We start from the raw sequence: 25,379 nt of genomic DNA, 5'->3' as shown, positions 1-25,379 counted from the left end.
CATTTGCACTGGAGGTGCCGCGCAGTGCCGTGTGCTGTGCGCTTGCAACCCTCGAATACGCGGATAACCGCGCAAGACAGGCGGTGTTCTGGTATGAAACCGCCATTCGAGCCGCAAGCACAGCGCCGCGCGGCTTTGTTGATGTGAACGCCTGTGCTTATGCGCCGGCACTCGGCCTGTGCGTCTGCTGGGACAAATTGGGAGACCCAAAGCAAGCCTGTGCATGGAACGAAAGGGCAGCACTCGTGCGCCCGCAGTCGGCGGCAGTGGCGCACAACCGACGGTATTTTGCCGCGCAGGGTCTCACCGCAAAGCCGCCTTCGGCATAGACTGAACTGCCGGAGTTTTCCGGCAAATCGGAAGGAAGGGAAGAACGACATGAACGATCGACAGGACTGCTGCGGCAACTGGGAACGCCCGAGCGAACGCTGGCAGGAGCGCGTGTGCGATGCGGTGATGGGCAACGGCCGACCGGGCCCGATGGGACCTCCCGGACCTCCCGGACCTCCCGGACCTCCCGGTCCTCCGGGTCCGCGCGGACCGCGAGGAGAAAGGGGACCGATGGGGCCAATGGGGCCGAGAGGCATTCCGGGTCCTCCGGGACCGCCGGGCTTCCCGGGACCCATCGGCCCAACCGGCCCAACCGGCCCCGCAGGTGAAGCGGGTGCAGTTGGCCCAACCGGCCCGACCGGCCCCGCAGGTGAAGCGGGCGCAGTTGGCCCAACTGGCCCAACCGGCCCGACCGGCCCCGCAGGTGAAGCGGGCGCAGTCGGCGCGACCGGCCCGACCGGCCCCGCAGGTGAAGCAGGCGCAGTTGGCCCAACCGGCCCGACCGGCCCCGCAGGTGAAGCGGGTGCAGTTGGCCCAACCGGCCCGACCGGCCCTGCAGGTGAAGCAGGCGCAGTCGGCCCAACCGGCCCGACCGGCCCCACAGGTGAAGCGGGTGCAGTCGGTGCTACCGGCCCGACCGGCCCTGCAGGTGAAGCAGGCGCAGTTGGCCCAACCGGCCCGACCGGCCCCGCAGGTGAAGCGGGCGCAGTCGGCGCGACCGGTCCGACCGGCCCGACCGGACCTGCCGGTGAAGCAGGCGCAGTTGGCCCAACCGGCCCGACCGGCCCCGCAGGTGAAGCAGGTGCAGTCGGTGCTACCGGCCCGACCGGCCCTGCAGGTGAAGCGGGCGCAGTTGGCCCAACTGGCCCGACCGGCCCGACCGGACCTGCCGGTGCAAGTCCGGAACCGGCGGCATCGGTAGCAGACGCAACCGGTGCGGACGACATCGTTGCACGGTTCAACGAGCTGCTCAACAGTCTGCGCGAGGCAGGACTGCTCAGGCTGCCGTAACCGAACAGAAAGGGAGTGGAAACACTCCCTTTTTCTTTGCGCTGGCATTCGACTTTATGCGCGGCTTGTGCTATACTGATAGCAGAAATATAACAGCAGGAAAGCAGGAAGTATAATGACAATTCTGAATTGTGAATGCGGAAACGAGATTTTCATCATGGACGAAACCGAAGCAACGGCTTGGCAGTGCGAGCAGTGCGGTCAGTGGTATGATTTCTTCGGTGTAAAGGTGCCCGACCCGGCAGCTGTGCAGCCGAAAAAGTCGCCTCATCTTGTCAACTGGAGTGCGGGCGAGGATTTGTAAGGCAAAGCGCCGCGGCAGCGCGACCGGAGCCTGCGCAAGAAGCCGCGGCAGCGCGGACGGAACTCGCGCAAGGAACCGCGGCAGCGCGGACGGAACTCGCGCAAGGAACCGCGGCAGCGCGGACGGAACTCGCGCAAGGAACCGCTGCTTTAATTGTGCGGTGTTGCCGTAAGTCTGCCGTCAGAAAAAGACAAAAAAGTGCGGACGGAAGCTGTAAAAAGTAACAGAACTGTAACCTCGCTTTGTGTCGAAAGGTGGTATACTTATATCTTAGCAGCATATATTATAAAAAGGATAGGAAGGATGACAAAAATGGCATATGAATCGGCGCGGCAGGCGCCGCGCAGCCCGCATAGAAGAGGGCGCAGACGCAGACGGCGCAACAGTCACTACGGTGTGCTGTTTGCCCTGATCATTCTGATCATTGCGGTCATTTTCTTCGGTGTGCGGGCGGTCCGCTCGATTGTCGGAAACGTGGTCAGCAGCAACAACGTGCTGGTGTATCAGGTGGGAAACACGAATGCATATAAGAACGGCAAGACGATACAGGTTGACGCTGCGCCCTACCGTGACAGTCAGGGCAACGGCATGGCGTCCATCAGCTCGCTGTGCGATAACCTCGGATTGGAGCTGAACTGGGACGAGAATGCCAAATCCGGCACGATCACGCTCAAAAAGACCGTGCTGACAATCAAGCTCAGTGATACAAACCTGCACGTCGGTGACGCGACCGAGACCTTTGCCTCCGCACCGGTGGAGAAGAACGGCGTGGTTTATGCGCCGGTCAAGGATATCTGTCAGGCACTTTCGTGGCAGACCGGCGAGGTTGCCGCCGAAAACGGCGATCTGATCATCATCAGTCAGGCGAAAAAGGCGCTGACCGATAAGAAGATCGGTGAAATTACGGATGATGCGCTCAAGGTGCTCGGCCCGGCCGAGGGACAGGTGATGAGCGGCAGCATCGTCATGCGAACCGGCTCGGATCAGCTGCTCTATGAAGGCAGCACCAAGCACATGGTGGAAGAAGGCAAAAAGCTGGGTGCAGGTGTGCTCAATCAGGACGGCACGGCGTATATCCCGCTCAAGGCTGCGATGACCGCGCTCGGCGGCAAGGCGGAGGACGATGGCAAGGGTGCATGGAATGTCACCTGCGGCGAATCCACCGCGACCGTGGATGCGGACGACGGCAAGACCAAGGTGGACGGCAAGCGTGCCTCCGGCAATGGCTTCTCCACCTACACGGATCAGGACAAGAACCGCTTTTACGTTTCTCCGCAGGTGCTTGCGGCGATCCTTGGCAAGACGTATACCGATCTCGGTGACGGCGTATTCTCGTTCACCGGCGTAACGCTTGACGGCTTTGACAGCCAGAAGGCATACCTCAAGAACATGAAGGATAAGCTGGGCGATGCCGTGGACGGCGATATTCCGGAGGCCGATGTCTATATCGCGCTGACGTTTGACGACGGTCCGACCGGCAAGAAGGACGGCTATCCGAACGGCCTGACCAACTATCTGCTGGACGGCCTCAAGCAGCGCGGCGCAGTTGCTACGTTTTTGATGGTCGGCGAGCGTGTCTCCGAGGTATCGGATGTGCTGCCGCGCATGGTAAACGAAGGCCATGAGCTGGGCAACCACACCATGAATCACCCGATGTGCCACCTGACCGGCCTCGGCACGGATGATATCCGCAGCCAGATTGACGATGCGACCAATGCGATCAAGGATATTGCGGGGCAGGCACCGCAGGTGCTGCGTCCGGTAGGCGGCGGCGTCAACTCGGATGTCAAGGCGGTAGCCGCAGAGCTTGGCTATCCGATCATCAACTGGAGCGTGGACACCGAGGACTGGAAGTACCGCGATGCCGATCATGTGAAGAAGGTCATCGTGGAGCAGGCGCAGGACGGCGATGTTGTCCTGATGCACGACCTGTATGAGACTTCGGTTTGGGGTGCGCTGGCAGCGATCGACGAGCTGCAGAGCCGCACGGATAAGACCTACGCGTTTGTAACGGTCTCTCAGCTTGCCGCAATTCACGGCATCACGCTGGAGCCGGGCCTTGTCTACAACGGCCTGACGGATGAAGTCGCGCAGCAGATCGCAGACGGCAGCTATTCACCGACAGAGTTTACCTGAACAAAGAAATCCCGAACCAAACGGTTCGGGATTTTTGTTTAGGAATGGAGAATTGATAATGGAGGATTGAGAATTACGGAACTACGCTATGCGCGGCATGAAATAACGCGCATAGCGCGATACCTCGTCGCAGTGCGGACGGAACTCACGCAAGGATAGCGACATTTTCCATTCTCAATTTTCACTGTTTTCCGCCATACGATATCCCACGCCGACCTCGGTAAACAGGTACTCCGGTTCGGCAGGATTTTTCTCGATCTTGCGGCGGATATTTGCCATATTGACGCGCAGGATCTGGTTGTCACCGCCGGCTCGCGGTCCCCACAGTTCCTTGATGATGTAATCGTAGGTAAGTACCTTGCCGGCAAACTTGCCGAGCAGCGCAACGATACGGAACTCGCTGAGCGTGAGGTGGACATTCTCGCCGCGGACGAGCACCTGATGCTTGTTATAGTCGATGGTCATTTCACCGACCGTGTAGGTGCCCTCGCGGGCGATTTCGCTGTTCGCGGAGGTGGTTCTCGTGTGGCGGATGGCGGTGCGCACGCGTGCGAGCAGCTCGGCGGTGCCGAACGGCTTGGTCAGGTAGTCGTCCGCACCGAGATCGAGCGCCTGCACCTTATCGTGCTCATGCGAGCGGGCGGAAACCACCACCACCGGCAGGCTCGACCACGAGCGCAGCTCGCGCAGGACGTCAATGCCGTCCATATCCGGCAGACCGAGATCGAGGATGACCAGATCCGGACAGTGCGAGGAGATCATGGTCTTTGCCTCGCTGCCCGAGCGGGCCAGCAGCGTTTCGTAGTCGTTGGAGTTCAAAATAGTGGAGATAAAGTGCGCAATGCTCTTTTCATCCTCCACGATGAGTATTTTTTCTCGAATGTTCATTGCAGTTCCGGCTCCTTTTCTATCATCGGCAGACAGAAGATGAATTCCGCACCGCCGTCCTTATTTTGTGCGTGCATCGTGCCGCCGTGTGCGCGGACAATGGCGTTGCATACAGAAAGTCCCAGCCCCATATTGCGCTTGCCGTCTCCGGTGGGCGTGTCGCTGTGGCGCAGCGTTCCGCTGAACAGCACGGGCAGCAGCTTGGGCGGGATGCCGCCGCCGTTGTCCTGCACGGCAAAGACGGCGTTTTCGCCATCCTGATGCACAGAGAGCGCAATATGAGTGGTGTTTTTGCCGTGCCGAACGGCGTTTTCAAGCAGATTGGTCATGACCTGCTCAATGAGGATCGCATCCATCGGCACGATGAGCAGCTCATCCGGAACAGCCACCGATATCTTGACGTCGGGATAGTGCTTGCGGAATTTGCGGGCGACCTCGCCGAGCACCTCCTCGGCGGCCTCAGGCTGCTTGGTGATCCGGGTGTCCTCGCCCATGCGGGTGATGGACAGCAGGTTTTCTACCACGCGGACCAGCCACTGCGCGTCATCGCGCACATCCTCGAGCAGTTGATGCTGTTGTTCGAGAGACAGGTCGGGCGTTTCCAGAATGGCCGAGGTTGAACCAATGATGGAGGTCAGCGGCGTACGGATGTCGTGCGAGACCGAGCGGAGCAGGTTGGCACGCATTTTCTCGCGCTCGCTCTCCATGCGAAACTGCTCCTGCTGCTTGATCTTGGTGGTCATCGTGCAGGTGATGAGCGATACGCACAGCATGACGAAAAACGTCAGCGGATAGCCGGTCATCGTGAAGTTAAATTCCCAGTAGGGGAAGGTGAAGATGTAGTTGATGCCGATAACGCTCAGGAATGCGGCAAGCGTGCCGAACAGGTATCCGTTTGTGAAGCGCGAGATGAGCAGCACCGCGAGAACAAATACCGGAGAGGCGAAGCCGTCGCTGATGTCCGAGCGGCGCAGCAAGGTGCAAAGCACCAGTGCACAGATAAATATCGCCGCGAAAATAAGGAAATCCCGCAGCGTAAACGAGAATAAACGCGGTTTACCGTCCTGTCGTTTCATGTCGAAGCCTCCAAGTGCATAAATGTACAAGTTAATTATAGCAGATAATCCGTTAATGTGCTGCTAAAACTTACTGAGTGGAGAATTATGCAGCAAAGATATTATCCATTCGGTAAGTTATCCTGCAGGGCAGGGCACTCCGGAGCGCCCCGCCCTGCGATTAAACGACAAAATCCTGCCGAATGTTGTACAGAACAAATATTCGGGTGACAACAACCGCTATCCGTGTTATAATAATCCATTATAGGGTAATATAGAATCAGAATCACTGCAATAATGGAGGAAACAGCTTGCTTTGGAGAGCTTTGATGAGTGGCGATATCCGCTCCGCATTTATCACACTGGCGCTTTCGCTGCCCGCGATCGTGCTGTGCCTGTCCATCCACGAGACCGCGCACGGCGGTGTTGCCTATCTGCTCGGTGACCGTACCGCGCGTGATTCCGGCCGCGTAACGCTGTCGCCGATGGCGCATATCGACCCGATCGGTTTCCTGTGCCTGCTGCTGTTCGGCTTCGGCTGGGCGCGTCCGGTGCCGGTCAATATCGCCAATTTCAGGAACAGACGCTGGGGCATGGCGCTGACTGCGCTTGCCGGTCCGGTATCCAACTTTATCACCGCCTTTATCGCGTACTGCCTGTATTTTGTGGTGCGCATGAACATGACGAATACGTTCCTGTGGTCGCTGTCGCAGTTCCTGCTCATCGTTGCGAGCATGTCGGTCGGTCTGGGTGTGTTCAACCTCGTTCCGGTGCACCCGCTGGACGGCTCGCGCGTCGTTGATGCTTTTCTGCCGTTTTCGTGGTCGCTCAAGCTGCAGAAGTACCAGAATATCATCTTTTTCGTGTTTATCGTAGCGCTCTGGTTCGGCTGGCTGGACGGCATTATGGACTGGGTCGGCAACGGCGTTCTCATGCTGGCGGTAAACTTCGTCAGCCTGTTTCTGTAAGCTATGGATTTTCATTTAGACAACTTTGACGGGCCGCTCGACCTGCTGCTGCACCTGATTTCCAAAAACAAGGTGAGCATTTACGATATCCCCATCGCGGAAATCCTTGAGCAGTACATGGCGGTTCTGCACGAGGCCGAGCACATGGATCTGGACGTTGCCGGTGACTTCATCGCAATGGCGGCGCAGCTGGTGTACATCAAGTCCAGGATGCTGCTGCCGAAGCACGAGGAGGACGAGAGCGGGGAGGACCCGCGAGCGGGTCTGGTCGAGATGCTGCTCGAGTACCAGAGACTCAAGAGCGCGACTGCGTTTTTTGCGGAAAAGAACGAAACCGGTCGTGATATCTACGTCAAACCGCCCGAACGGCAGGATGATGCGCCGGTGGAGTATCACCACACGGTAAACGATCTCATCCGCGCGGCAAACAAAATGCTGCGCCGAACCAAGCGGAGACTGCCGCCGCCGGTGACCTCGTTTCAGGGCATTGTCGGGCGGGAGCCTGCACCGGTAGAGGGACGCGTTACCGCGATCCTCAAGCGCTTTCTGTATCGGATGCGCGTGCCGTTTATGCGGCTGTTCGACGATGCGAGAAACCGCTCGGAGATCGTGGCTACCTTTCTGGCTGTACTGGAATTATCCAAGACCCGCCGAATCCGTTTGGAAGGGGACGGCGAGGAGATGGAGCTGATGCTGACAAATGACAACACAAAATAACGGCAGCATGACGGCGCTCGAGGCCGGACTGGAGGCCGTGCTGTTCGCGGCAGGCGATGCGGTTACCATTGAACGGCTGTCCGCAGCGCTCGAGGCCGCGCCGGCGGAGCTGCTGGACGCGGCGGCTGCACTTGAGAACCGCTACGACTTCGAGAACCGCGGCATCATGCTGCTGCGTATCGAGGACAAGCTGCAGCTGGCGTCCCGGCCGATGTACGGGCCGTATGTGCGCCGCGTGACCGAATCGCGCAGACCGCCCGCGCTGTCGCCTGCGGCGCTTGAGGTGCTGACCATCATCGCATACCGCCAGCCGGTGACGCGCGCGTTCATCGACCAGCTGAGAGGTGTCGATTCATCCAACACGGTGAGCAGTCTGGCGGAAAAGGGGCTCATCGAGGAGGCCGGACGGCTGGACGTGCCCGGAAAGCCCATGCTGTTCCGCACGACCGACCAGTTCCTGCGCAGCTTTTCCCTGGCAAGCATCGAGGACCTTCCGGCGCTGCCCGCACTCGAGGAAAACGAGCAGATGGAGCTGAACATGGACGGCACGCTGCACGAGACGCCGCCCGGAGAGCAGCTGCGCTTCTTGAACGGCGAGCCTGTGCCGCCGGAAACGGAGTGACCGCCTATGGGAACGGTTTTACTCTGGATTTCAGGCATTCTGCTTGGAATTGTACTGCTGGCACTGGTGATTGTGCTGGTGCTGCTGAACATTCGGGCAGGCATTGAAGCCGTCGGCGTGACCGGCGAGGTGAGCGTGGAGGCACGGTATGGGCCGGTTCGCATTCCACTGTATCCGAGACCGCGCCACCTGAAAAAGAAAAAAGAGGAAACGGAAGCTGAGAAGAAGAAATCCGAAGAAAACGAGAAAAAGACGAGCGGAAAGCTCGGTCTCTCGCTGCCGAAGGACGGACTGGATGTCGGCGAGATCGCAGGCACGGTGCGCGATTTCCTCAGCGACTTGACCGACCGCCTGCGCATCAGCAGACTGCGGGCGCGTGTGGTTGTCGGCACGGATGATGCGGCGCAGACCGGTATTCTGCTCGGGCAGACGGCGGCGCTCTGCGGAATCATCGTTCCGTTTCTGGAGAATACTTTCGATATGCAGGATTACCATGTCAGCGCGGACGCGGACTTCAACGCTGACCATACCGAGTGGGCGTTTACCGTAAACTGCTCGATACGGCCGATCTCGCTCGTCAGAGTGCTGCTGCGGCATGGCAAGCCGATGTATCAGCTGTATAAGAAATATTTCAAATAATCAGTAAAAAACGTATAAAGGAAGGCGGAAATTATGAGTGAACATCATCCCATCAGCGATTTGATGACCGAAACCATGTCCAAAATCAAGGAAATGGTGGATGTTAATACCATTATCGGCAGCCCGATCGTAGCAGCGGACGGCACGACCGTTATCCCGGTCTCCAAGGTGTCGTTCGGCTTCGGCGCAGGCGGCAGTGAGTTCGCATCCAAGCACGCGGCAAGCGGGTCTCCGCTCGCGTTCGGCGGCGGCAGCGGCGCCGGTGTGACGGTTTCGCCGGTGTGCTTCCTTGTCATCGGCAGGGACGGCAGCGCCAACATCCTCGGCATCAACGCACAGGCGTCCGACACGGTGGACCGTCTGGTCGAGATGATCCCGGGTGCGATCAACAAGGTGTCCAATTTCGTCAGCGGCTTCAAGAGCAAGACCGAGGATGCAGCCGAAGTGGCGGAACCCCTGTCCGGCGACGAATAAAACCGCGTTTTCCCGCAAAACCTACTCGCGTGAATGCTGAGTAGGTTTTGTTATGCGGGGAGTGGTGCAATGTGAAAAAGCTGTTTTGCGTGCTCGCGCTTTTGCTCGTTCTGCCGAGGGCAGGCGCGGTGAGCGCACGGGCGGCGGTTGTGATCGACGCGGACACAGGTGAAACGCTGTTCGAGCAGAACGCGGACAGCCGCCTGCCGATGGCGTCCACCACCAAGATCATGACCGCGCTCGTCGCGCTCGGCGAGGGCGACCTTGACCGCGTGTATACCGTAAAGCCGGAGTACGCCGCCGTGGAAGGCTCCTCCATGTACCTGCAAGCGGGTGAGACACTCTCGCTGCGGGATACGCTGTACGGACTCATGCTCGCGTCCGGCAACGATGCGGCGGTCGCTGTCGCGGGAGAATGCGGCGGCATGACCGCCTTCGTGGGCAAAATGAACGCCAAAGCGGCGGAACTCGGTCTGACGGACACGCATTTCGACAATCCGAACGGTTTGCCGTCCGATACGCACTACACTACCGCGCACGAGCTGGCGAAGATCACGGCGGCGGCTCTCAAGGACCCGGTGTTCCGGCAGATCGTCTCGACCAAAAGCTGCACGGTCAGCGGGCACGCGCTGAGCAATCACAACCGTCTGCTGAGCATGTATGACGGCGCGATCGGCGTGAAAACCGGCTATACGCGGGCGGCAGGGCGGTGTCTGGTCTCGGCGGCCGAGCGAAACGGGCGCACCATCATCGCGGTGACGCTCAACGACCCGAACGACTGGAACGACCACAGGGAGATGCTCGACGCGGGTTTCGCGCAGTACAGCGAGGTCACGCTGCATAAGGCAGGAGACACGATTGCAAACGCGCGTGTGTTCGGCGGCGATACTGCGTCCGTGCCGCTCATGGCCAAGAATACCGTGACGGCATATCTGCTGCCGGGTGAAAAGGAGAAGCTGCAGCGCGTGCGCTACGGCGAGAAAATCTGCTATGCACCGATCGTGAGGACGGCGCAGGCGGGTTCGGTCGAGTATCGGCTCGGGGATTGCGTGCTGGCACGCGATACGCTGGTTTACGGCGGGGAATCGCTGCTTCCAGCGGAAGAAAAATCCTTCGTTGAACGCATTATGGAACGGTTTAGAAATTGAGAATTGAAAATGGAGAATGACGCTATCCTTGCGCGAGTTCCATCCGCGCTGCGTCGGAATCGCCGCAGCGCGGCGTAATTAGGCGACACATTCATTTTCCATTAAAACAATAGAACAAAACGAAAGAGGTAACATAAATGGAAGAAAGACTGCAGAAATTACTGGCTCAGGCAGGCCTGTGCTCCCGCCGTGAGGCGGAGCGTTGGATCGACGACGGCCGCGTAACGGTAAACGGCAAAAAGGCTTCGGTCGGCGACAAGGCCGATCCGCGCCGTGACAAAATTTTCGTGGACGGCAAGCCTATCGGCGGTGCCGAGGAAAAGGTGTACTTAATGCTGTACAAGCCGCGCGGTTATGTCACGACGATGAAGGACGAGCACGGCCGCAAGACGGTTGCCGATCTGGTGCGCGGCTGCGGTGCGCGTGTCGTGCCGGTCGGCCGTCTGGACTACAACTCCGAGGGCCTGCTGCTGCTGACCAATGACGGCGATCTGCTCAACGCGCTGACCCATCCGCGCCACGAGGTGGAAAAGCACTATGAGGTGCGCGTGCGCGGCAATCTGGAAAACATCCCGAAACTCGCAGAGCCGATGGAGATTGACGGCTACAGCATCCGTCCGGCAACGGTTGTTACCATTGACCGTGACGAAATCAGCGCGAAGCTGCGCCTGACCATCCACGAGGGCCGCAACCGCCAGATTCGCAAAATGTGCGAGAAGTGCGGTCTGGAGGTTCGCCGCCTCAAGCGCGTGGCGATGGGCACGATGCCGCTCGACCCGCACCTCAAGAGCGGCGCATGGCGCGAGCTGACGAATGACGAGATTGCGTATCTGCAGGACATCGCTGCTGACGTGCAGGAGAACCTCTGATTTTTAAGGAAATCCCTGTCTTTTTGCAATTTGCACCCATATGCTCTTGCATTTTTTTGCAGGTTCACTTACAATAGTATCGTGCAAATGCAGGAATGTATGCAGAGAATGCAATGCAGGAGAGAATATAATGAATGACCTGATCACAAAAATTCAAAGCGAGCTGCCCGGCTTTTCCAAGGGTCAGAAGCAGATCGCGCGTTTTATCTTAGAGCACTACGACAAGGCCGCGTTCATGACCGCGAGCCGTCTGGGTGTGACTGTCGGCGTGAGCGAAAGTACGGTCGTGCGCTTTGCGACCGAGCTTGGCTATGACGGCTATCCGCATTTGCAGCGTGCCCTGCAGGAGATGATCCGCAACAAGCTGACCTCGGTGCAGCGCATGGAGGTTGCGGGCGACCGCATGGGCGGCCGCGATGTGCTGCAGACCGTGCTGCACGCGGATACGGACATGATCCGTGTAACGCTCGACGAGATCGACCGCGACGCCTTTCAGGGCGCGGTGGACGCGCTCATGGGCGCCAAGCGAATCTACATCCTCGGTGTGCGCTCCTCAAGCGCTTTAGCCAGCTTTCTGGGCTTTTACTTCAACCTTTTGTTTGAAAATGTGACGCTTGTACATACGAACAGCGTCAGCGAGATTTTCGAGCAGGTGCTCCGTGTCAGACCGGGTGATGTGCTGTTCGGCATCAGCTTCCCGCGCTACTCCAAGCGCACGCTGAGTGCGATGAAGTACGCGCGCGACCGCGGTGCCCGCGTTATCGCACTGACCGACTCGCAGCTGTCGCCGCTGGCGCGTGTGGCCGATCATGTGCTGCTCGCACGCAGCGATATGGCGAGCTTTGTCGATTCGCTCGTGGCGCCCTTGTCGGTCATCAACGCACTGATCGTGGCTGTCGGCATGAGCCGCCGCGATGAGATTGAGCAGACATTTAACAAGCTGGAGCGCATCTGGGAAGAATACGACGTATATGAAAAACCGGAGGACGATATAAATTGAACATTATCGTAATCGGCGGCGGCGCAGCCGGTCTGATGGCGGCAGGTACTGCCGCGGGGCAGGGCGCGCAGGTGACGCTGCTGGAAACCAACGAAAAAGTTGGCCGCAAACTGTTTATCACGGGCAAGGGCCGCTGCAACGTGTGCAATAACTGCGATGTGCAGGAGGTTCTGCGCAACGTGCCGGTCAATCCGCGCTTTCTGTATTCCGCGCTCGGCGGATTCGGTCCGGCGGACGTGATGGACTTTTTCGAGAACCACGGCGTTGCCCTCAAGACTGAGCGCGGCAACCGCGTGTTCCCGCAGTCGGACAAGGCAGCTGACATCATCGACGCGCTGTTCCTGTGGGTGAAAAAGGCGGGCGTGACCATCGTACATACGACCGTAGACGAGCTGCTCATCGAGGACGGTGTGCTCACAGGCGTTCGTGCCGGTCACAAGACGTACAAGGCGGATCGCGTGATCGTGGCGACCGGCGGCGCGTCCTATCCGCAGACCGGCTCGACCGGTGACGGCTATCGCTTCGCCAGGCAGGCGGGACACACGGTTGTGCCCGCAAATCCGTCGCTCGTGCCGTTGGTCGAGGACGGCGACACCTGTCAAAAGCTAATGGGTCTCAGTCTGCGCAACGTGCAGCTGACCGTGTATGAAAACGAGAAGAAGCTCTACTCGGACTTCGGTGAAATGCTGTTCACGCACTTCGGTCTGTCCGGTCCGCTGGTGCTGTCCGCGAGTGCGCATATGCGCCATTTCGGCAGCAAAAAGTACCGTGTAGAGATTGATCTCAAGCCTGCGCTGGACGAAAAGACGCTCGACAAGCGTCTGCTCGCGGACTTTGACAAGCACAAGAACAGCGATTTCATCAACGCGCTCGGTGAGCTGCTCCCGAAGAAGCTGATTCCGGTCGTGATCGAAAAGAGCGGCATCGACCCGCGCGAGAAGGTCAATTCCATCACCAAGGCACAGAGAGCGGCGCTGCTGCGCGTACTCAAGGCGTTCCCGGTTGAGATTTCCGGCAAGCGTCCGATCGCTGAGGCGATTATCACCACGGGCGGCGTGTCCGTCCGCGAGGTCAGCCCGAAAACCATGGAGTCCAAAAAGCTGCCGCACCTGTATTTCGCAGGTGAGGTGCTCGATGTGGACGCCTACACGGGCGGCTTCAACCTGCAGATTGCGTGGTCTACGGGCCGTCTGGCGGGTCTGTCGGCTACGGAGGAGGAATCATGATGAAGTATATTTCGGTTGCCATTGACGGCCCGTCCGGGGCCGGAAAATCCACCGTGGCGCGTGCTGCCGCGGCAAAACTCGGCTATGTATATGTGGACACGGGTGCGATGTACCGTTCCATCGGTCTGGCGGTGTGCCGCAGGGGCATTGCCGGAGAGGATACGGCAGGTATTATCGCAACCCTGCCGGAGATTGCCATTCAGCTGACCTATCAGGACGGCGCACAGCACGTTCTCCTGAACGGCGAGGATGTCTCCGAAGCCATTCGCACACCGGAGATTTCATACTACGCGTCCAAGGTATCCGCGGTGCCGGAAGTACGCCGGTTTCTGCTGGAAACCCAGCGCAATATGGCGAAAAACGGCAATATCCTGATGGACGGCCGCGACATCGGCACGGTCATCCTGCCGGATGCGCCGGTCAAGATTTTCCTGACCGCGTCTGCACAGTCCCGCGCGGAGCGCCGCTATAAAGAGCTGATTGAGAAGGGCCAGCAGGTGACGATGGATGGCATCCTGCACGATATCAACGAGCGCGACAGGCAGGACATGACTCGCGCCGTTGCGCCGCTCAAACAGGCGGACGATGCGGTTCTGCTGGATACGAGCAGCCTGACGCTCGAGGAGAGCATAGCAGCCGTTCTGCGTATTATTCGTGAAAAAACGGAGGAAAAGGCATGAAATTCAAGTACCACCGCTGGTTCCAGGCTCTGGTTGTGCCGCTGGTAGCGCTGGCGTTCCATATTTTCTTTGGCTACCGCGTGATTGGACGCGAAAACATCCCGGAGGGCGGCTGCGTTGTCTGTCCGAATCATGTGCAGCTGTCTGACCCGCCGTTTGCGGCGGTCGCACTCGGCGGCAAGACGCCGCTGCGCCTGATGGCGAAAAAAGAGCTGTTCCGGAAGAAAATATTCGCGTGGCTGATCGCGGCGCTCGGCGCCTTTCCGATCGACCGTGAGGGCGCGGATATCACTGCCATCAAGACCGCACTTGGCTGTGTCCGTGCCGGTCAGAAGCTCATCATCTTCCCGCAGGGCACACGCCACGCCGCCGAGGGCGAGACCAAAAAAGGCGCGGCTATGCTGGCGGTCAAGACCCGGGCGCCGATCCTGCCGATGTATATCACCGAGGGCAAGCGTTTCCGCTGCAGAGCCACAGTCGTGATCGGCAAGCCGTTCACGCCTGATCCGAAGCAGAAGGACTACGGCCTGATCGCGGATGATATCCTGCGCCGCATCTACGCGCTGAAGGAGCAGGTATGAGCGTAACGGTAGCCAAAACCGCCGGATTCTGCTTCGGCGTACGCCGTGCCGTGGACCTCGCCGAGCAGCAGGCGAAAAAAAACGGAAAAATTTATGCCTATGGTGAAATCATTCACAACATGCACGAAATCGAGCGGCTGGAGAAGCTCGGTGTGTACACTGCGTATGCGCTTGAGGACATTCCGGACGGTGCCGGCGTGCTCATTCGGGCGCACGGTGTACCACGGAATGTATACACGCTGCTTCAAGCAAAAAAGTGCGAAATCTTTGATGCAACCTGCCCTTTTGTGCGGAAAATACACAAAATTGCGGATAAAGAGAGCGCGGACGGACGGCTGATCGTCATTCTCGGCAGCGCAGGACATCCGGAGGTTGTGGGCATTCAGGGCTGGTGCGGCGAGTCGGTCGTGCTCGAGGGCGAGGAGCAGGCGAGAGCCTTCTCGGAACGGCCTAAAATGGGAAATAAACCCATTTCTCTGGTCGCACAGACCACCGTCAACCGGTCAATTTGGAATATTTCCGTAGGACTTATAAAAAAAAGGTGTACAAACCTCAAAATTTTTGATACAATATGTAAAGCGACGGATGAGCGCCAGTCGGAGGCTCGTCTGCTTGCCGGTGTATCGGATCAAATGATCGTGATCGGAGATAAGAAAAGCTCCAACACCAAACGGCTGTATGAGATCAGCCGGTCGCTGTGCTCGGATGTGCGCTACATCGAAGACGCGGCAGAGCTTACTACGCAGGAGCTCGGGCAGCACCAGCACATCGGGATCACGGCGGGAGCATCCACACCGGCATGGATAATTAAGGAGGTCAGTAACATGATGAGCGAAGAAACCAAGATTGAAACTGGTGAGGACTTTGCAGCAATGCTGGAGGAGTCCTTCAAGACTTTAAATAATGGAGAAAAGGTAACCGGCACCGTTGTAGGTATTTCCAATAACGACGTACAGGTAGATCTGGGCGTTAAGCACACTGCGTATATCCCGCTGGGTGAGCTGTCTGACGACCCGAACTACGACGTAGCTGCCAACATCCACGTTGGCGACGAGATCGAGGCTGTTGTTGTTCGCGTAAACGACGGCGAGGGCACCATCACTCTGTCCAAGAAGCGCGTTGATCAGCTGAAGGGCTGGGAGACCGTTGAGAAGGCTTACGAGGAGCACACCCCGGTTGAGGGCACCATCGTTGAGGAGAACCGCGGCGGCGTTGTAGCAACTGCATTCGGCGTACGCGTATTCATCCCGGCATCCCAGACCGGCGTACCGAAGGATCAGCCGATGAGCCAGCTGGTTAAGACCAAGCAGTCCTTCTATATCACCGAGATCAACCGTCAGCGCAAGCGCGTTGTTGGTTCTATCCGTCAGATCCAGCAGGAGGCTCGCAAGGCTGCTGCTGAGCAGATCTGGAACACCATCGAGATCGGCAACGAGTACGACGGCACCGTTAAGTCCCTGACTTCCTACGGCGCATTCGTAGACATCGGCGGCGTGGACGGCATGGTTCACATCTCCGAGCTGTCCTGGGGCCGCATCAAGCACCCGTCCGAGGTCGTTTCTGTTGGCGACAAGGTAAAGGTATTCGTTATCGGTCTGGATAAGGAAAACAAGAAGATCTCCCTCGGCTACAAGCGCGAGGAGGACAATCCGTGGAACGTATTCAAGTCCAAGTACGACATCGGCTCTGTTGCTGAGGTTAAGATCCTCAAGTTCATGCCGTTCGGCGCATTCGCTGAGATCGTACCGGGCGTTGACGGCCTGATCCACATTTCTCAGATCGCTGATCACCGCATCGCAAAGCCGGAGGACGAGCTGGAGGTTGGCCAGGTTGTCGAGGCTAAGATCATCGACATCAACGACGAGAAGAAGAAGGTATCTCTGTCCATCCGTGCTCTGCTCGAGGACGGCGAGGATTACGAGGACTAATTCCTCATTTAGCTGTTAAGCGCAAAGAAGCACCTGATTTATCGGGTGCTTCTTTTTTGTTAATTGGTGATTGCGAATTGGTAATTAGTAGTCAGTAATTAACGTGACGGTTAAGCGGTTATGTAAAATAACCGTCCTAATGTGTCCTAATCTGTTAAAAGGGGAATATATATTGGCAGATAATAATAGTAAAACAGTTTAGGACAGTTTTTTAATAGAGAAATATATTGTAACGCTTCACCGTAGGGTGCGACAAGGTGATTATGCAAACGTATGCCGCATACGCTGAATGGGGTGGTATTATGCGGCGCAGACGGAAAAACGGCAGGAGACTGGCACTTGTCATACTGATACTGATAGTAGCGGCTGGTCTTGGCTTGCTGACTATACGCTTTCAGCGTATTTTCATGGAGTACGCCGTCAACGTCTGCGAGGACAGCGCCATCAAGGAGATCAACACCTTGATGGAGGACGAGGTTTTCTCCCATCCGGACGAATTTGCCGACCTTGTGGTGCTTGAGCGCGACAGCGACAACCACATCACGGCCTTGCGTACGGATATTATCGCAGTCGGAAAGGTGAAGGCGCGTATCGTCAACGGTCTGTTTGAACACCTGGATTATCTGGAGGAAACGCAGACCGAGGTGCCGCTCGGCACGGTATTTGCGCCCAATTTGTTTACCGGAATGGGCCCGAGGGTGAAGGTCGGTCTTGCGGGGCTTGCTCAGATGGAGGCGCGGTTCGTCAGCGCGTTTACCTCGGCGGGCATCAACCAGACGCGCCACCGGATTCTCATCGAGGTGCACGCCGGCTTCCGCATTCTCACGCCGTTCGGCGGGGAAGACCGGGAAATCGTCTCGACGTACCCGGTCACGGACACGGTTATCGTCGGCACGGTGCCCGAACGGTACGCCTATATCGGCGACTCCGGCTCTGATCTGCTCGGCGAAATCCGCGATTACGAGGAAAATTCGGATATTTCTCACGAAACCGGAAAATAATACTTCAAAAATATCGGATTATTTGGTATACTTAATCTGTGTGAGTATTTGCTCACACCAAAGGAGTTTTATTATGGACGTGCGTGAGCAGATTACCGCTCTGCGGGAGCAGCTGCGGTATCACAACGAAAAATACTATAACGAGGACGCGCCCGAGATCACCGACTATGAGTACGACATGCTGCAGCGTCAGCTTCGCACGCTCGAGGCCGAGCATCCGGAGATGGCGGACGCGAACTCTCCGACCCAGCGGGTCGGCGGTACGGCGAGCAGCCGCTTTGCCAAGGTGACGCACGCCTACCCGCTCGAAAGTCTGCAGGATGTTTTCTCGTTTGACGAGCTGGGCGAGTTCTATTCCCGTGTGGAGAATGCCGTCGGACAGGCGGAGTACGTTGTCGAGTACAAGATCGACGGCCTTTCGGTCGCGCTCGAATATGTGGACGGCGTGTTCGTCCGCGGTGCGACACGCGGTGACGGTCAGGTGGGCGAGGACGTGACAAAGAACCTCAAAACCATCAAGGACATCCCGAAAAAGCTGGAGAACGCGCCGCCGCATTTGATCGTGCGTGGTGAGGTCTACATGAAAAAGTCCGTGTTCGATGCCCTCAACGCCGAGCTGGAGCTGCACGACAAGCCGCTCCTTGCCAATCCGCGCAACGCGGCTGCGGGTTCTCTGCGACAGAAGGACAGCAAAATTACGCGGGAAAGAAAGCTGTCCATCTTTTGCTTCAACATCCAGAACAGCGACGAGCTGCCGATGGAAAGCCATGTGCAGGCGCTCGATTACCTCAAGAGCCTCGGTTTCCCGACAAGCCCGCGCTATCCGGTCTACACCGACCCGCGGGACGTGCAGCGCGAGATCGAGAACATGGGCGAGACCCGCGGTGAACTGGATTTTGACATTGACGGTGCTGTTGTCAAGGTCAATTCCTTCGCGCAGCGCGAAACGCTCGGTTCGACCGCGAAATTTCCTCGGTGGGCGGCGGCGTACAAGTACCCGCCCGAGGTCAAGCAGACCCTGCTCAAGGATATTGTCATCACGGTGGGACGCACCGGCGTGCTGACACCGAATGCCGTGCTTGAGCCGGTACGGCTTGCGGGCACCTCGGTGTCCCGCGCAACGCTGCACAACCGCGATTTTATCCGTCAGCTCGATGCCCGCGTGGGCGACATTGTTTCCGTCCGAAAAGCCGGAGAAATCATTCCGGAGATCATCGGCGTGGAAAAGGACCGGCGTCCGCTGGATTCGGTTCCGTACGAGTTCCCGAAGGTCTGTCCGGTGTGCGGCGCTCCGGTCTACGATGACGAGGACGAAGCCGCGATCCGCTGCACGAGTGCCTCGTGTCCGGCACAGCTGCTGCGAAACCTGATGCACTTTGCGTCGCGTGACGCGATGGACATCGACGGCTGCGGCGAGGGCAACCTGCAGAAGCTGATCGACGCCGGACTGGTCAAGTCGGCGGCTGACCTGTACGACCTGACGGTCGAGCAGCTGCTGCCGCTCGGCAAAAAGGTGGACACTTGGGCGAATAATCTTGTCCGCTCGATCGAGGCGAGCAAGACCCGCGACCTGTCGCGGCTGCTGTTCGCGTTCGGCATCCGGCATGTCGGCCAGAAGGCGGGCCGCATCCTCAGCGACCACTTCGGCTCGCTCGATGCACTGCTTGCCGCACCGGTAGAGGAAATGACCGAGATACGCGACATCGGACAGACCACCGCGGAGAGCATCGCCGCCTGGCGGGAGCTGCCGCAGTCGCATACGCTCATCGAAAAGCTGCGCGCACACGGCGTCAACTTCATCGGTGAAAAGACCGCAAAGAGCGACCTGCTCGCCGGAAAGACCATCGTGGCGACCGGCAGCCTGACGCTCTATACCCGCAAGGAGATCAACGATCTGATCGAGTCTCTCGGCGGCAAAGCGGCCGGTTCGGTCTCGAAAAAGACCAGCTACGTTGTCGCAGGCGAAAATGCCGGCAGCAAGCTGCAGAAGGCAGCAGAACTGGGAATCCCGGTCTTGACCGAAGAAGAGTTTAAGACGATGATTGAAGAAGGCAGCGGAAACGCTTAAATAAGATATGCCGTAGGGCACCCCGTCCTACGATAGATCATAAAATTCGTATTATAGATTTAAGATAAATAATTAGGAGGCAAACGACATGGCAATTTCCAGAAAAGAAATTGAGCACATCGCGTCCCTGGCACGTCTGGATTCGACCGGCGGCATTTTCGACCGTCTGGCCGATGACATGCAGGGTATCGTCGCAATGGTGGACAAGCTGGCTGAGCTTGATCTGGGCGATATCACCGATGTTATCAACACCGAGCGCAAGAATGCGTTCCACGAGGACGAAGTGATCCAGGAATTCACGCCGGATGAGCTGATCGAGCCGAATGCACCGGACTTCCAGTGCGGCGGCGTAGCAGTTCCGCGTGTTGTCGAGTAAGGAGGGGACAGAATCATGGCACTTTACGAAAAAACTGCGTCCGAGCTGTCCGAGCTGCTCGGCAAAAAGGAAATCTCCGCAGTAGAGCTGGCAAAGGACGTTTTTGCCCGCACCAAGGCGGTAGAGGATAAGGTTCAGGGCTACGTTACCGTAGCCGAGGAAGCAGCACTCGCACAGGCTGAGGCTGTGGACAAGAAGCGCGCCGCTGGCGATACGCTGTCCGCGCTGGCCGGTATCCCGATCGCAATCAAGGACAACATCTGCACCAAGGGTACGCTGACCACCTGTGCATCCAAGATGCTGGGTAATTTCAAGCCGCCGTACAACGCAACCGTTATGGAGAAGCTGATTGCTTCCGATGCGGTTATCACCGGCAAGGCCAACATGGACGAGTTCGCAATGGGCTCCTCCTGCGAGAACTCTGCGATGCACCCGACCCACAACCCGCATAACCTCGACCGTGTACCGGGCGGCTCGTCCGGCGGCTCCGCTGCTGTTGTTGCAGCAGGCGAGGCTCCGCTGGCGCTCGGCTCGGATACCGGCGGCTCGATCCGTCAGCCGGCGTCCTTCTGCGGCGTTGTCGGCATGAAGCCGACCTACGGTGCGGTTTCCCGTTACGGCCTGATCGCATTCGCGTCCTCTCTCGACCAGATCGGCCCGTTCGGCCGCTCCATCGAGGACGCAGCAATGCTGCTCGATGCGGTTACCGGTCACGATCCGCTGCACGATTCCACTTCTGTCAAGACCCCGTTTGAGGGTTCGCTGCGCGCCAACCTGAACGCTGACGTCAAGGGTCTCAAGATCGGTCTGCCAAAGGAGTATTTCGGTGAGGGCATTTCGGATGCCGTTCGCAAGAACGTTATGGCGGCTGCAGAGGCGTACAAGGCACTCGGCGCGGAGGTATTCGAGATCTCTCTGCCGCTCGTTGAGTATGCACTGCCGATCTACTACATCCTCTCTTCCGCAGAGGCTTCCTCCAACCTTGCCCGTTTCGACGGTGTAAAGTACGGCTACCGCACCCCGAACGCGGGCGACGACATCATCGAGCTGTACACCAAGAGCCGTTCCGAGGGCTTCGGCGCCGAGGTTCAGCGCCGCATCATGCTGGGCACCTACGTTCTGTCCTCCGGCTACTACGATGCATACTACAAGAAGGCACGCGCCGCACAGCGCAAGATCCGCGAGGAGTTTGCAAACGCGTTCGAGAAGTGCGACGTCATCCTGACGCCGGTTGCGCCGACCACCGCTTACGAGATCGGCTCCAAGACCACCAATCCGCTCGAGATGTACGCAGGCGATATCTGCACGGTTTCTGTCAATATCGCCGGTCTGCCGGGTCTGGTTCAGCCGTGCGGTTTTGATGAGAATCACATGCCGGTCGGCATGCAGCTCATCGGTCCGCGCTTCGGCGAGCAGACGCTGCTGAACGCCGGTCTGGCCTTTGAGCAGGCGTCCGGTCTCAAGAACATCATCGCTGCACTGTAAGGGAGGAAGACAAACATGAAATACGAAGCTGTCATCGGTCTGGAAGTGCATGCGGAGCTGTCCACCAAGAGCAAGATCTACTGCTCGTGCTCCACTGGCTTCGGCGCACCGATCAACACCCACACCTGCCCGGTCTGCACCGGTATGCCGGGCGCACTGCCGGTACTCAACAAGCAGGTTGTACACTACGCCGCAAAGATGGGTAAGGCTACCGGCTGCACCATCAATCAGCTGTGCAAGGCTGACCGTAAGAACTATTTTTACCCCGATCTGCCGAAGGCATATCAGATCTCTCAGTTTGATGTGCCGATCTGCGAGAACGGCGAGGTATTCTTCTATGTGGACGGCGTGAAGCACTCCTGCCGTCTCGAGCGCATCCACTTCGAGGAGGATGCGGGCAAGCTGCTGCATGACGAGATCGACGGCACGATCGTTGACTTCAACCGCTGCGGCGTACCGCTGATCGAGATGGTAACCCGTCCCGATCTGCATTCCTCTGCCGAGGCAAAGGAATTCCTTGAAATGATCAAGACCACGCTGTCCTACCTCGACATCTGCGACTGCAAGATGGAGGAAGGCTCCATCCGCTGTGACGTTAACGTTTCCATCCGTCCGGAAGGCTCCACCGAGCTGGGCACCCGCGTTGAGATGAAGAACATCAACACCTTCTCCGGTGCGGTCCGTGCGATCGACTATGAGATTGCACGCCAGATCGAGGTTGTAGAGAACGGCGGCGAAATCCAGCAGGAGACCCGCCGCTGGGATGACGTTAAGCTGAAGAACACGGTAATGCGTACCAAGGAAGATGCGCAGGACTACCGTTACTTCCCGGATCCGGACCTGATCGCCGTAGAGATCTCCGACGAGTGGCTGCACCAGATCGAGAGCGAGGTTCCGGAGCTGCCGATCACCCGTTACGAGCGTTACCTCAACGAGTACGGCATGACTGCCATGGAGGCGCGTCTGCTGTCTGACAGCTTTGAGAAGGCCGAGCTGCTCGACGCTGCCGCAAAGCAGGTTAAGCCCAAGGCTGCCGCAAACTGGATCCTGTCCGATATCTCCAAGTACCTGAACGACAAGGGCGTAAGCCTCCGCGAGACCAAGATGACCGCAGACAAGCTGGTTGCTCTGGTCAAGCTGATCGAGGCGGGCACCATCTCCGGCAACGCCGGCAAGAAGGTTCTGCCGAGCATGTTCGAGACCGACGAGACCGTTGAGGCCATCGTTGACCGCATGGGTCTCAAGCAGGTATCTGACGAGGGCGCTATCCTCGCCATCGTACAGGACGTTATCGCCAAGAACGAAAAGGCTGTTGCCGACTTCAAGGCAGGCAAGAATGTTACCGGCTTCCTCGTAGGCCAGTGCATGAAGGCTTCCAAGGGTCAGGGCAACCCGCAGATCATCAACAAGCTGATCGCATCCGAGCTGGCAAAGCTGTAATTCAGCTTAAAACCGAATTGATACAAGAGGATACAGAACAGTACTGTTCTGTATCCTTTTTGTGCTTTTTGGGGAGGAATTTGTCGGAGAGAGCGGTTGTATTGGGGAAAAATGTTGTCAATCGACAGATATAGGAGTATAATGCTATTATGTATAAATGGATATGCAGGCATCGACTGGATGAGAAATACAGAAAAGAGTAAAACTGGGATTTGGCAGGTGAAGGAATGCATATAACGGATTGGCTAGAAATACTGGGTGAGCACTTTCCGTTGGTGGTGATCGGCTGTGCTGAGGCACTGCTGGCGGTTGTGCTCCTGTGTGCTGCGCTGCGGAACCGCAGGCAGTGCGCGGATAAAAAACGGAGCGCACTCCGGCGGGCAGAAAGGCGTTTCCGTCTGGAAGAAATACCGTGCGTGGGACGGAGCGCAGCCGTTCGAGACCGTCCTTCGGACAAAGAACGGCGAGTGGGTGCAGACACAGGGCTTTGACCCGTTCACGCAGCCGGCGGCATACTATCGGCTGACCGGCGATGCACCGGAGGCCAACACGGTCGAGGTATCGGTGCAGAACGCTTCGCGCGACGCGGTGTATGCACCGGCTTCGATGGAAAAGGTAACGGACGGTGACGTGCACGAACGCAGAGACGCGCTGCTCAAAGGGCGCGGTCTGTTCGGTACCCGCGATTATACGGTGACCGAGGTTTCGGGTACGCGGCCGTCGGAGCTCATGGTCGCGGAGAGCTGGGTCAGCGGCCCGCAGACCGAGGAGCAGACAGCCTATGCGGAAGCAGAGTCGGTCTATCGCAGCTTTGTGTATGATTCATATACCGCAGCGGACGAGGATTTGCTGCCTGTGCTGAACCGTCTGTTCTGGCAGGATTATGATGATGAAAATGACGGTGTTTACAGTGCGCTCAGCCGCATCCGCAAGGTGCTGAAAGCGCAGGTGCGCTACAGCGAGACTGCCGAAGCCGCACCGGATAATGCGGACCCGATTGCATATTTCCTGACAGACTCGCGGAAGGGAAATGCAGTGCTTTATGCCTCGGCGACCATGCAGGCGCTGCGGGCGCACGGATTCCCGCACGTTATGCGGAAGGCTACTATCTGCCGATTGCCAAAACGCAGAGCAGCGCGGACGGAACAGTTGCGCTGACCGGTCAGAACGCACATGCGTGGGCTGAGGTCTATTTTGACGGTATCGGCTGGCTGCCGGTTGATGCGACACCGGGCTATTATTTTGATGCGGTTGCGCTGCAGCAGATGGTCAGCCTGCCGGATACGGTGCGCAAAACTGCGGCTATCGACGAAGATCGGTCGGGTGCGGAGCAGGTGGTCGAGCCGTCCGGCACCGGTGGTTCCGAGCAGTCCAAGCCGCTGACTGTGGTGAAAAACGTGGCTGCGGTTGGATTCGGTATTGTCGGCACCGTTATTCTGCTGCTCACGCTGCTGCTGTGCACGATGGAGCTGTCACGCGCGTTCGTGCTGTGGCATGCGGAACGTAAACGGCGCAGAATGTCGATCGAGGAGCGTGTGCGGCAGTCGCAGAAGCTGATGTTCAAGCTGATTTCCCTCTGGGGAATTGACGCGGCGCTCGGCTGGGAGACCTCGGCGACCGATAAGGCGCTTGCGGACACGCTGCCGTCGGTTAAGCCCGGAGAGTACGAGCGTGTGAACAGTCTGCTTGAGAAAACCATATACGGCGGCATCGCGCTTGAGCCGTTCGAGGAGCGTGCGCTCGATCTGTTCGTGCAGCGGCTTTGGGGAAGAAATGTGAAGAAAAGCTGGAAAATGCGCCTTAAACTGCGGTATGCGTGCTTGCTGGCGGCGGAATAAGAAGAAATCCCGAGGCGATAGGCTTCGGGATTTTACTATTGCTGCAGCAGACGAAAGGCGCAGAGCAGCAGTTCCTCGCGCGTATGCAGCTGTGCGCTGTGCGGAAGAATACGCTGCCGGATTTCCGGAGAAAGTGCGCAAAAACAGGCGTTAGCCGTTTGATCAATGGATAGCAGTGCTGTAAGATTGCAGAAATACTTCATAGAAATTCACCTCGGGACTCAGTATGGACAAGGGGAGAGCAGGCTATACGCAAAAACTTTTGGGAAAAATGAAAAAATGTGTTGACATAGCGTATCGGGAGAGGTATACTAAATAAGCTGTTGATGAGCAGTTAAGGCTGCTTCGATTTAACAGAATCCAAAACCTTTAGTGGTCAAATGCTGACGCGTTTGAGTACCTTGGTCGAAAATCACGAAGATTTTTGACACGCGGTGCGATTTTCCGCTGAAGGCAAAGGAAAATTGCACCTTGTAAATTAAACAACGATGTGCTTAAACTTTTGTTCGATATGAACAAGGTTGTAGTGCGAACCTGAAATTTCGAGAGTTTTTTACTCTTGGTAAATCGCTGGAAGTCACAACTCCAGTTAAAA

Annotated in this window: 23 protein-coding genes and 2 pseudogenes; 23 read left to right on the top strand and 2 right to left on the bottom strand. The window is 57.8% G+C overall.

Features of this window, described 5'->3' with window-relative positions; all coding sequences use genetic code 11:
- The 4 genes and pseudogenes from ACWVX6_RS08785 to ACWVX6_RS08770 all read left to right on the top strand — a co-directional run.
- Positions 1-329, top strand: a pseudogene (locus ACWVX6_RS08785) (glycosyl transferase); the annotation flags it as partial.
- A gap of 49 nt (positions 330-378) precedes the next feature.
- Positions 379-1,341, top strand: a complete 963-nt coding sequence (locus ACWVX6_RS08780) for a hypothetical protein (RefSeq protein WP_455152926.1) — start codon at positions 379-381, stop codon at positions 1,339-1,341.
- Positions 1,342-1,456: 115 nt separating this feature from the next.
- Positions 1,457-1,645 carry a hypothetical protein gene (locus ACWVX6_RS08775; protein ID WP_455152925.1) on the top strand — a complete coding sequence of 63 codons (189 nt, stop codon included), beginning with the start codon at positions 1,457-1,459 and terminating at the stop codon, positions 1,643-1,645.
- Between the two features lie 312 nt (positions 1,646-1,957).
- Positions 1,958-3,781 carry a polysaccharide deacetylase family protein gene (locus ACWVX6_RS08770; protein ID WP_455152924.1) on the top strand — a complete coding sequence of 608 codons (1,824 nt, stop codon included), beginning with the start codon at positions 1,958-1,960 and terminating at the stop codon, positions 3,779-3,781.
- Positions 3,782-3,955: 174 nt separating this feature from the next.
- Here ACWVX6_RS08770 and ACWVX6_RS08765 read toward each other — a convergent pair whose 3' ends face one another.
- Together ACWVX6_RS08765 and ACWVX6_RS08760 are read right to left on the bottom strand one after the other, a co-directional pair.
- Positions 3,956-4,669 (bottom strand): response regulator, encoded by a 714-nt coding sequence (locus ACWVX6_RS08765; protein ID WP_118361760.1) that lies wholly within the window; start codon positions 4,667-4,669, stop codon positions 3,956-3,958.
- Complete coding sequence (locus tag ACWVX6_RS08760) at positions 4,666-5,745, bottom strand: sensor histidine kinase (protein WP_455152923.1); 1,080 nt, start codon at positions 5,743-5,745, stop codon at positions 4,666-4,668. The genes ACWVX6_RS08765 and ACWVX6_RS08760 overlap by 4 nt, the downstream gene beginning before the upstream one ends.
- A gap of 308 nt (positions 5,746-6,053) precedes the next feature.
- Between ACWVX6_RS08760 and ACWVX6_RS08755 the strand changes: the two genes are divergently transcribed.
- From ACWVX6_RS08755 to ACWVX6_RS08665, 19 genes and pseudogenes are all read left to right on the top strand, one after another.
- The gene (locus ACWVX6_RS08755; protein ID WP_455152922.1) at positions 6,054-6,692 is read left to right on the top strand and encodes a site-2 protease family protein; all 639 of its coding nucleotides are present in this window, start codon (positions 6,054-6,056) and stop codon (positions 6,690-6,692) included.
- Between the two features lie 3 nt (positions 6,693-6,695).
- Positions 6,696-7,409: a segregation and condensation protein A gene (locus ACWVX6_RS08750; protein WP_455152921.1), complete on the top strand. Its 714-nt coding sequence runs from the start codon at positions 6,696-6,698 to the stop codon at positions 7,407-7,409.
- Complete coding sequence (gene scpB, locus ACWVX6_RS08745) at positions 7,393-8,031, top strand: SMC-Scp complex subunit ScpB (RefSeq protein ID WP_227109857.1); 639 nt, start codon at positions 7,393-7,395, stop codon at positions 8,029-8,031. Before ACWVX6_RS08750 ends, scpB begins: the two co-directional genes overlap by 17 nt.
- A gap of 6 nt (positions 8,032-8,037) precedes the next feature.
- Positions 8,038-8,670, top strand: coding sequence for a DUF2953 domain-containing protein (locus ACWVX6_RS08740; protein WP_455152920.1), 633 nt, complete (start codon positions 8,038-8,040; stop codon positions 8,668-8,670).
- A 33-nt stretch (positions 8,671-8,703) separates the two neighbouring features.
- The gene (ytfJ, locus tag ACWVX6_RS08735; protein WP_455152919.1) at positions 8,704-9,144 is read left to right on the top strand and encodes a GerW family sporulation protein; all 441 of its coding nucleotides are present in this window, start codon (positions 8,704-8,706) and stop codon (positions 9,142-9,144) included.
- A 71-nt stretch (positions 9,145-9,215) separates the two neighbouring features.
- Entirely contained in the window at positions 9,216-10,292 is a 1,077-nt protein-coding gene (locus ACWVX6_RS08730; RefSeq protein ID WP_455152918.1) for a serine hydrolase, read from the top strand.
- Positions 10,293-10,429: 137 nt separating this feature from the next.
- On the top strand, positions 10,430-11,161 hold the full coding sequence (locus ACWVX6_RS08725) for a pseudouridine synthase (RefSeq protein WP_117492319.1): 732 nt from the start codon (positions 10,430-10,432) through the stop codon (positions 11,159-11,161).
- 130 nt (positions 11,162-11,291) lie between these two features.
- Entirely contained in the window at positions 11,292-12,161 is an 870-nt protein-coding gene (locus ACWVX6_RS08720; RefSeq protein WP_455152917.1) for a MurR/RpiR family transcriptional regulator, read from the top strand.
- Positions 12,158-13,387, top strand: a complete 1,230-nt coding sequence (locus tag ACWVX6_RS08715; RefSeq protein WP_455152916.1) for an NAD(P)/FAD-dependent oxidoreductase — start codon at positions 12,158-12,160, stop codon at positions 13,385-13,387. The genes ACWVX6_RS08720 and ACWVX6_RS08715 overlap by 4 nt, the downstream gene beginning before the upstream one ends.
- On the top strand, positions 13,384-14,067 hold the full coding sequence (gene cmk / locus ACWVX6_RS08710; protein ID WP_227109852.1) for a (d)CMP kinase: 684 nt from the start codon (positions 13,384-13,386) through the stop codon (positions 14,065-14,067). Before ACWVX6_RS08715 ends, cmk begins: the two co-directional genes overlap by 4 nt.
- The gene (locus ACWVX6_RS08705; RefSeq protein ID WP_270576646.1) at positions 14,064-14,648 is read left to right on the top strand and encodes a lysophospholipid acyltransferase family protein; all 585 of its coding nucleotides are present in this window, start codon (positions 14,064-14,066) and stop codon (positions 14,646-14,648) included. Before cmk ends, ACWVX6_RS08705 begins: the two co-directional genes overlap by 4 nt.
- Entirely contained in the window at positions 14,645-16,576 is a 1,932-nt protein-coding gene (locus tag ACWVX6_RS08700; RefSeq protein WP_455152915.1) for a bifunctional 4-hydroxy-3-methylbut-2-enyl diphosphate reductase/30S ribosomal protein S1, read from the top strand. The genes ACWVX6_RS08705 and ACWVX6_RS08700 overlap by 4 nt, the downstream gene beginning before the upstream one ends.
- A gap of 302 nt (positions 16,577-16,878) precedes the next feature.
- On the top strand, positions 16,879-17,577 hold the full coding sequence (gene yunB / locus ACWVX6_RS08695; protein WP_455152914.1) for a sporulation protein YunB: 699 nt from the start codon (positions 16,879-16,881) through the stop codon (positions 17,575-17,577).
- A gap of 73 nt (positions 17,578-17,650) precedes the next feature.
- Positions 17,651-19,645 carry an NAD-dependent DNA ligase LigA gene (gene ligA / locus ACWVX6_RS08690; RefSeq protein WP_455152913.1) on the top strand — a complete coding sequence of 665 codons (1,995 nt, stop codon included), beginning with the start codon at positions 17,651-17,653 and terminating at the stop codon, positions 19,643-19,645.
- Between the two features lie 88 nt (positions 19,646-19,733).
- The gene (gatC, locus tag ACWVX6_RS08685) at positions 19,734-20,021 is read left to right on the top strand and encodes an Asp-tRNA(Asn)/Glu-tRNA(Gln) amidotransferase subunit GatC (RefSeq protein WP_110436649.1); all 288 of its coding nucleotides are present in this window, start codon (positions 19,734-19,736) and stop codon (positions 20,019-20,021) included.
- A gap of 15 nt (positions 20,022-20,036) precedes the next feature.
- Positions 20,037-21,506 carry an Asp-tRNA(Asn)/Glu-tRNA(Gln) amidotransferase subunit GatA gene (gene gatA / locus ACWVX6_RS08680; protein ID WP_455152912.1) on the top strand — a complete coding sequence of 490 codons (1,470 nt, stop codon included), beginning with the start codon at positions 20,037-20,039 and terminating at the stop codon, positions 21,504-21,506.
- Positions 21,507-21,521: 15 nt separating this feature from the next.
- Positions 21,522-22,946 carry an Asp-tRNA(Asn)/Glu-tRNA(Gln) amidotransferase subunit GatB gene (gatB, locus tag ACWVX6_RS08675; RefSeq protein ID WP_110436651.1) on the top strand — a complete coding sequence of 475 codons (1,425 nt, stop codon included), beginning with the start codon at positions 21,522-21,524 and terminating at the stop codon, positions 22,944-22,946.
- Between the two features lie 606 nt (positions 22,947-23,552).
- Positions 23,553-24,082: pseudogene (locus tag ACWVX6_RS08670) on the top strand (transglutaminase domain-containing protein); the annotation flags it as partial.
- A 129-nt stretch (positions 24,083-24,211) separates the two neighbouring features.
- Positions 24,212-24,784: a hypothetical protein gene (locus tag ACWVX6_RS08665; protein WP_455152927.1), complete on the top strand. Its 573-nt coding sequence runs from the start codon at positions 24,212-24,214 to the stop codon at positions 24,782-24,784.
- The last annotated feature ends 595 nt before the right edge of the window (positions 24,785-25,379 follow it).

This window comes from Butyricicoccus sp., assembly GCF_977037065.1.
The sequence above is the reverse complement of the archived record's forward strand: the minus strand, read 5'-3'. Positions and strand labels throughout refer to the sequence as shown.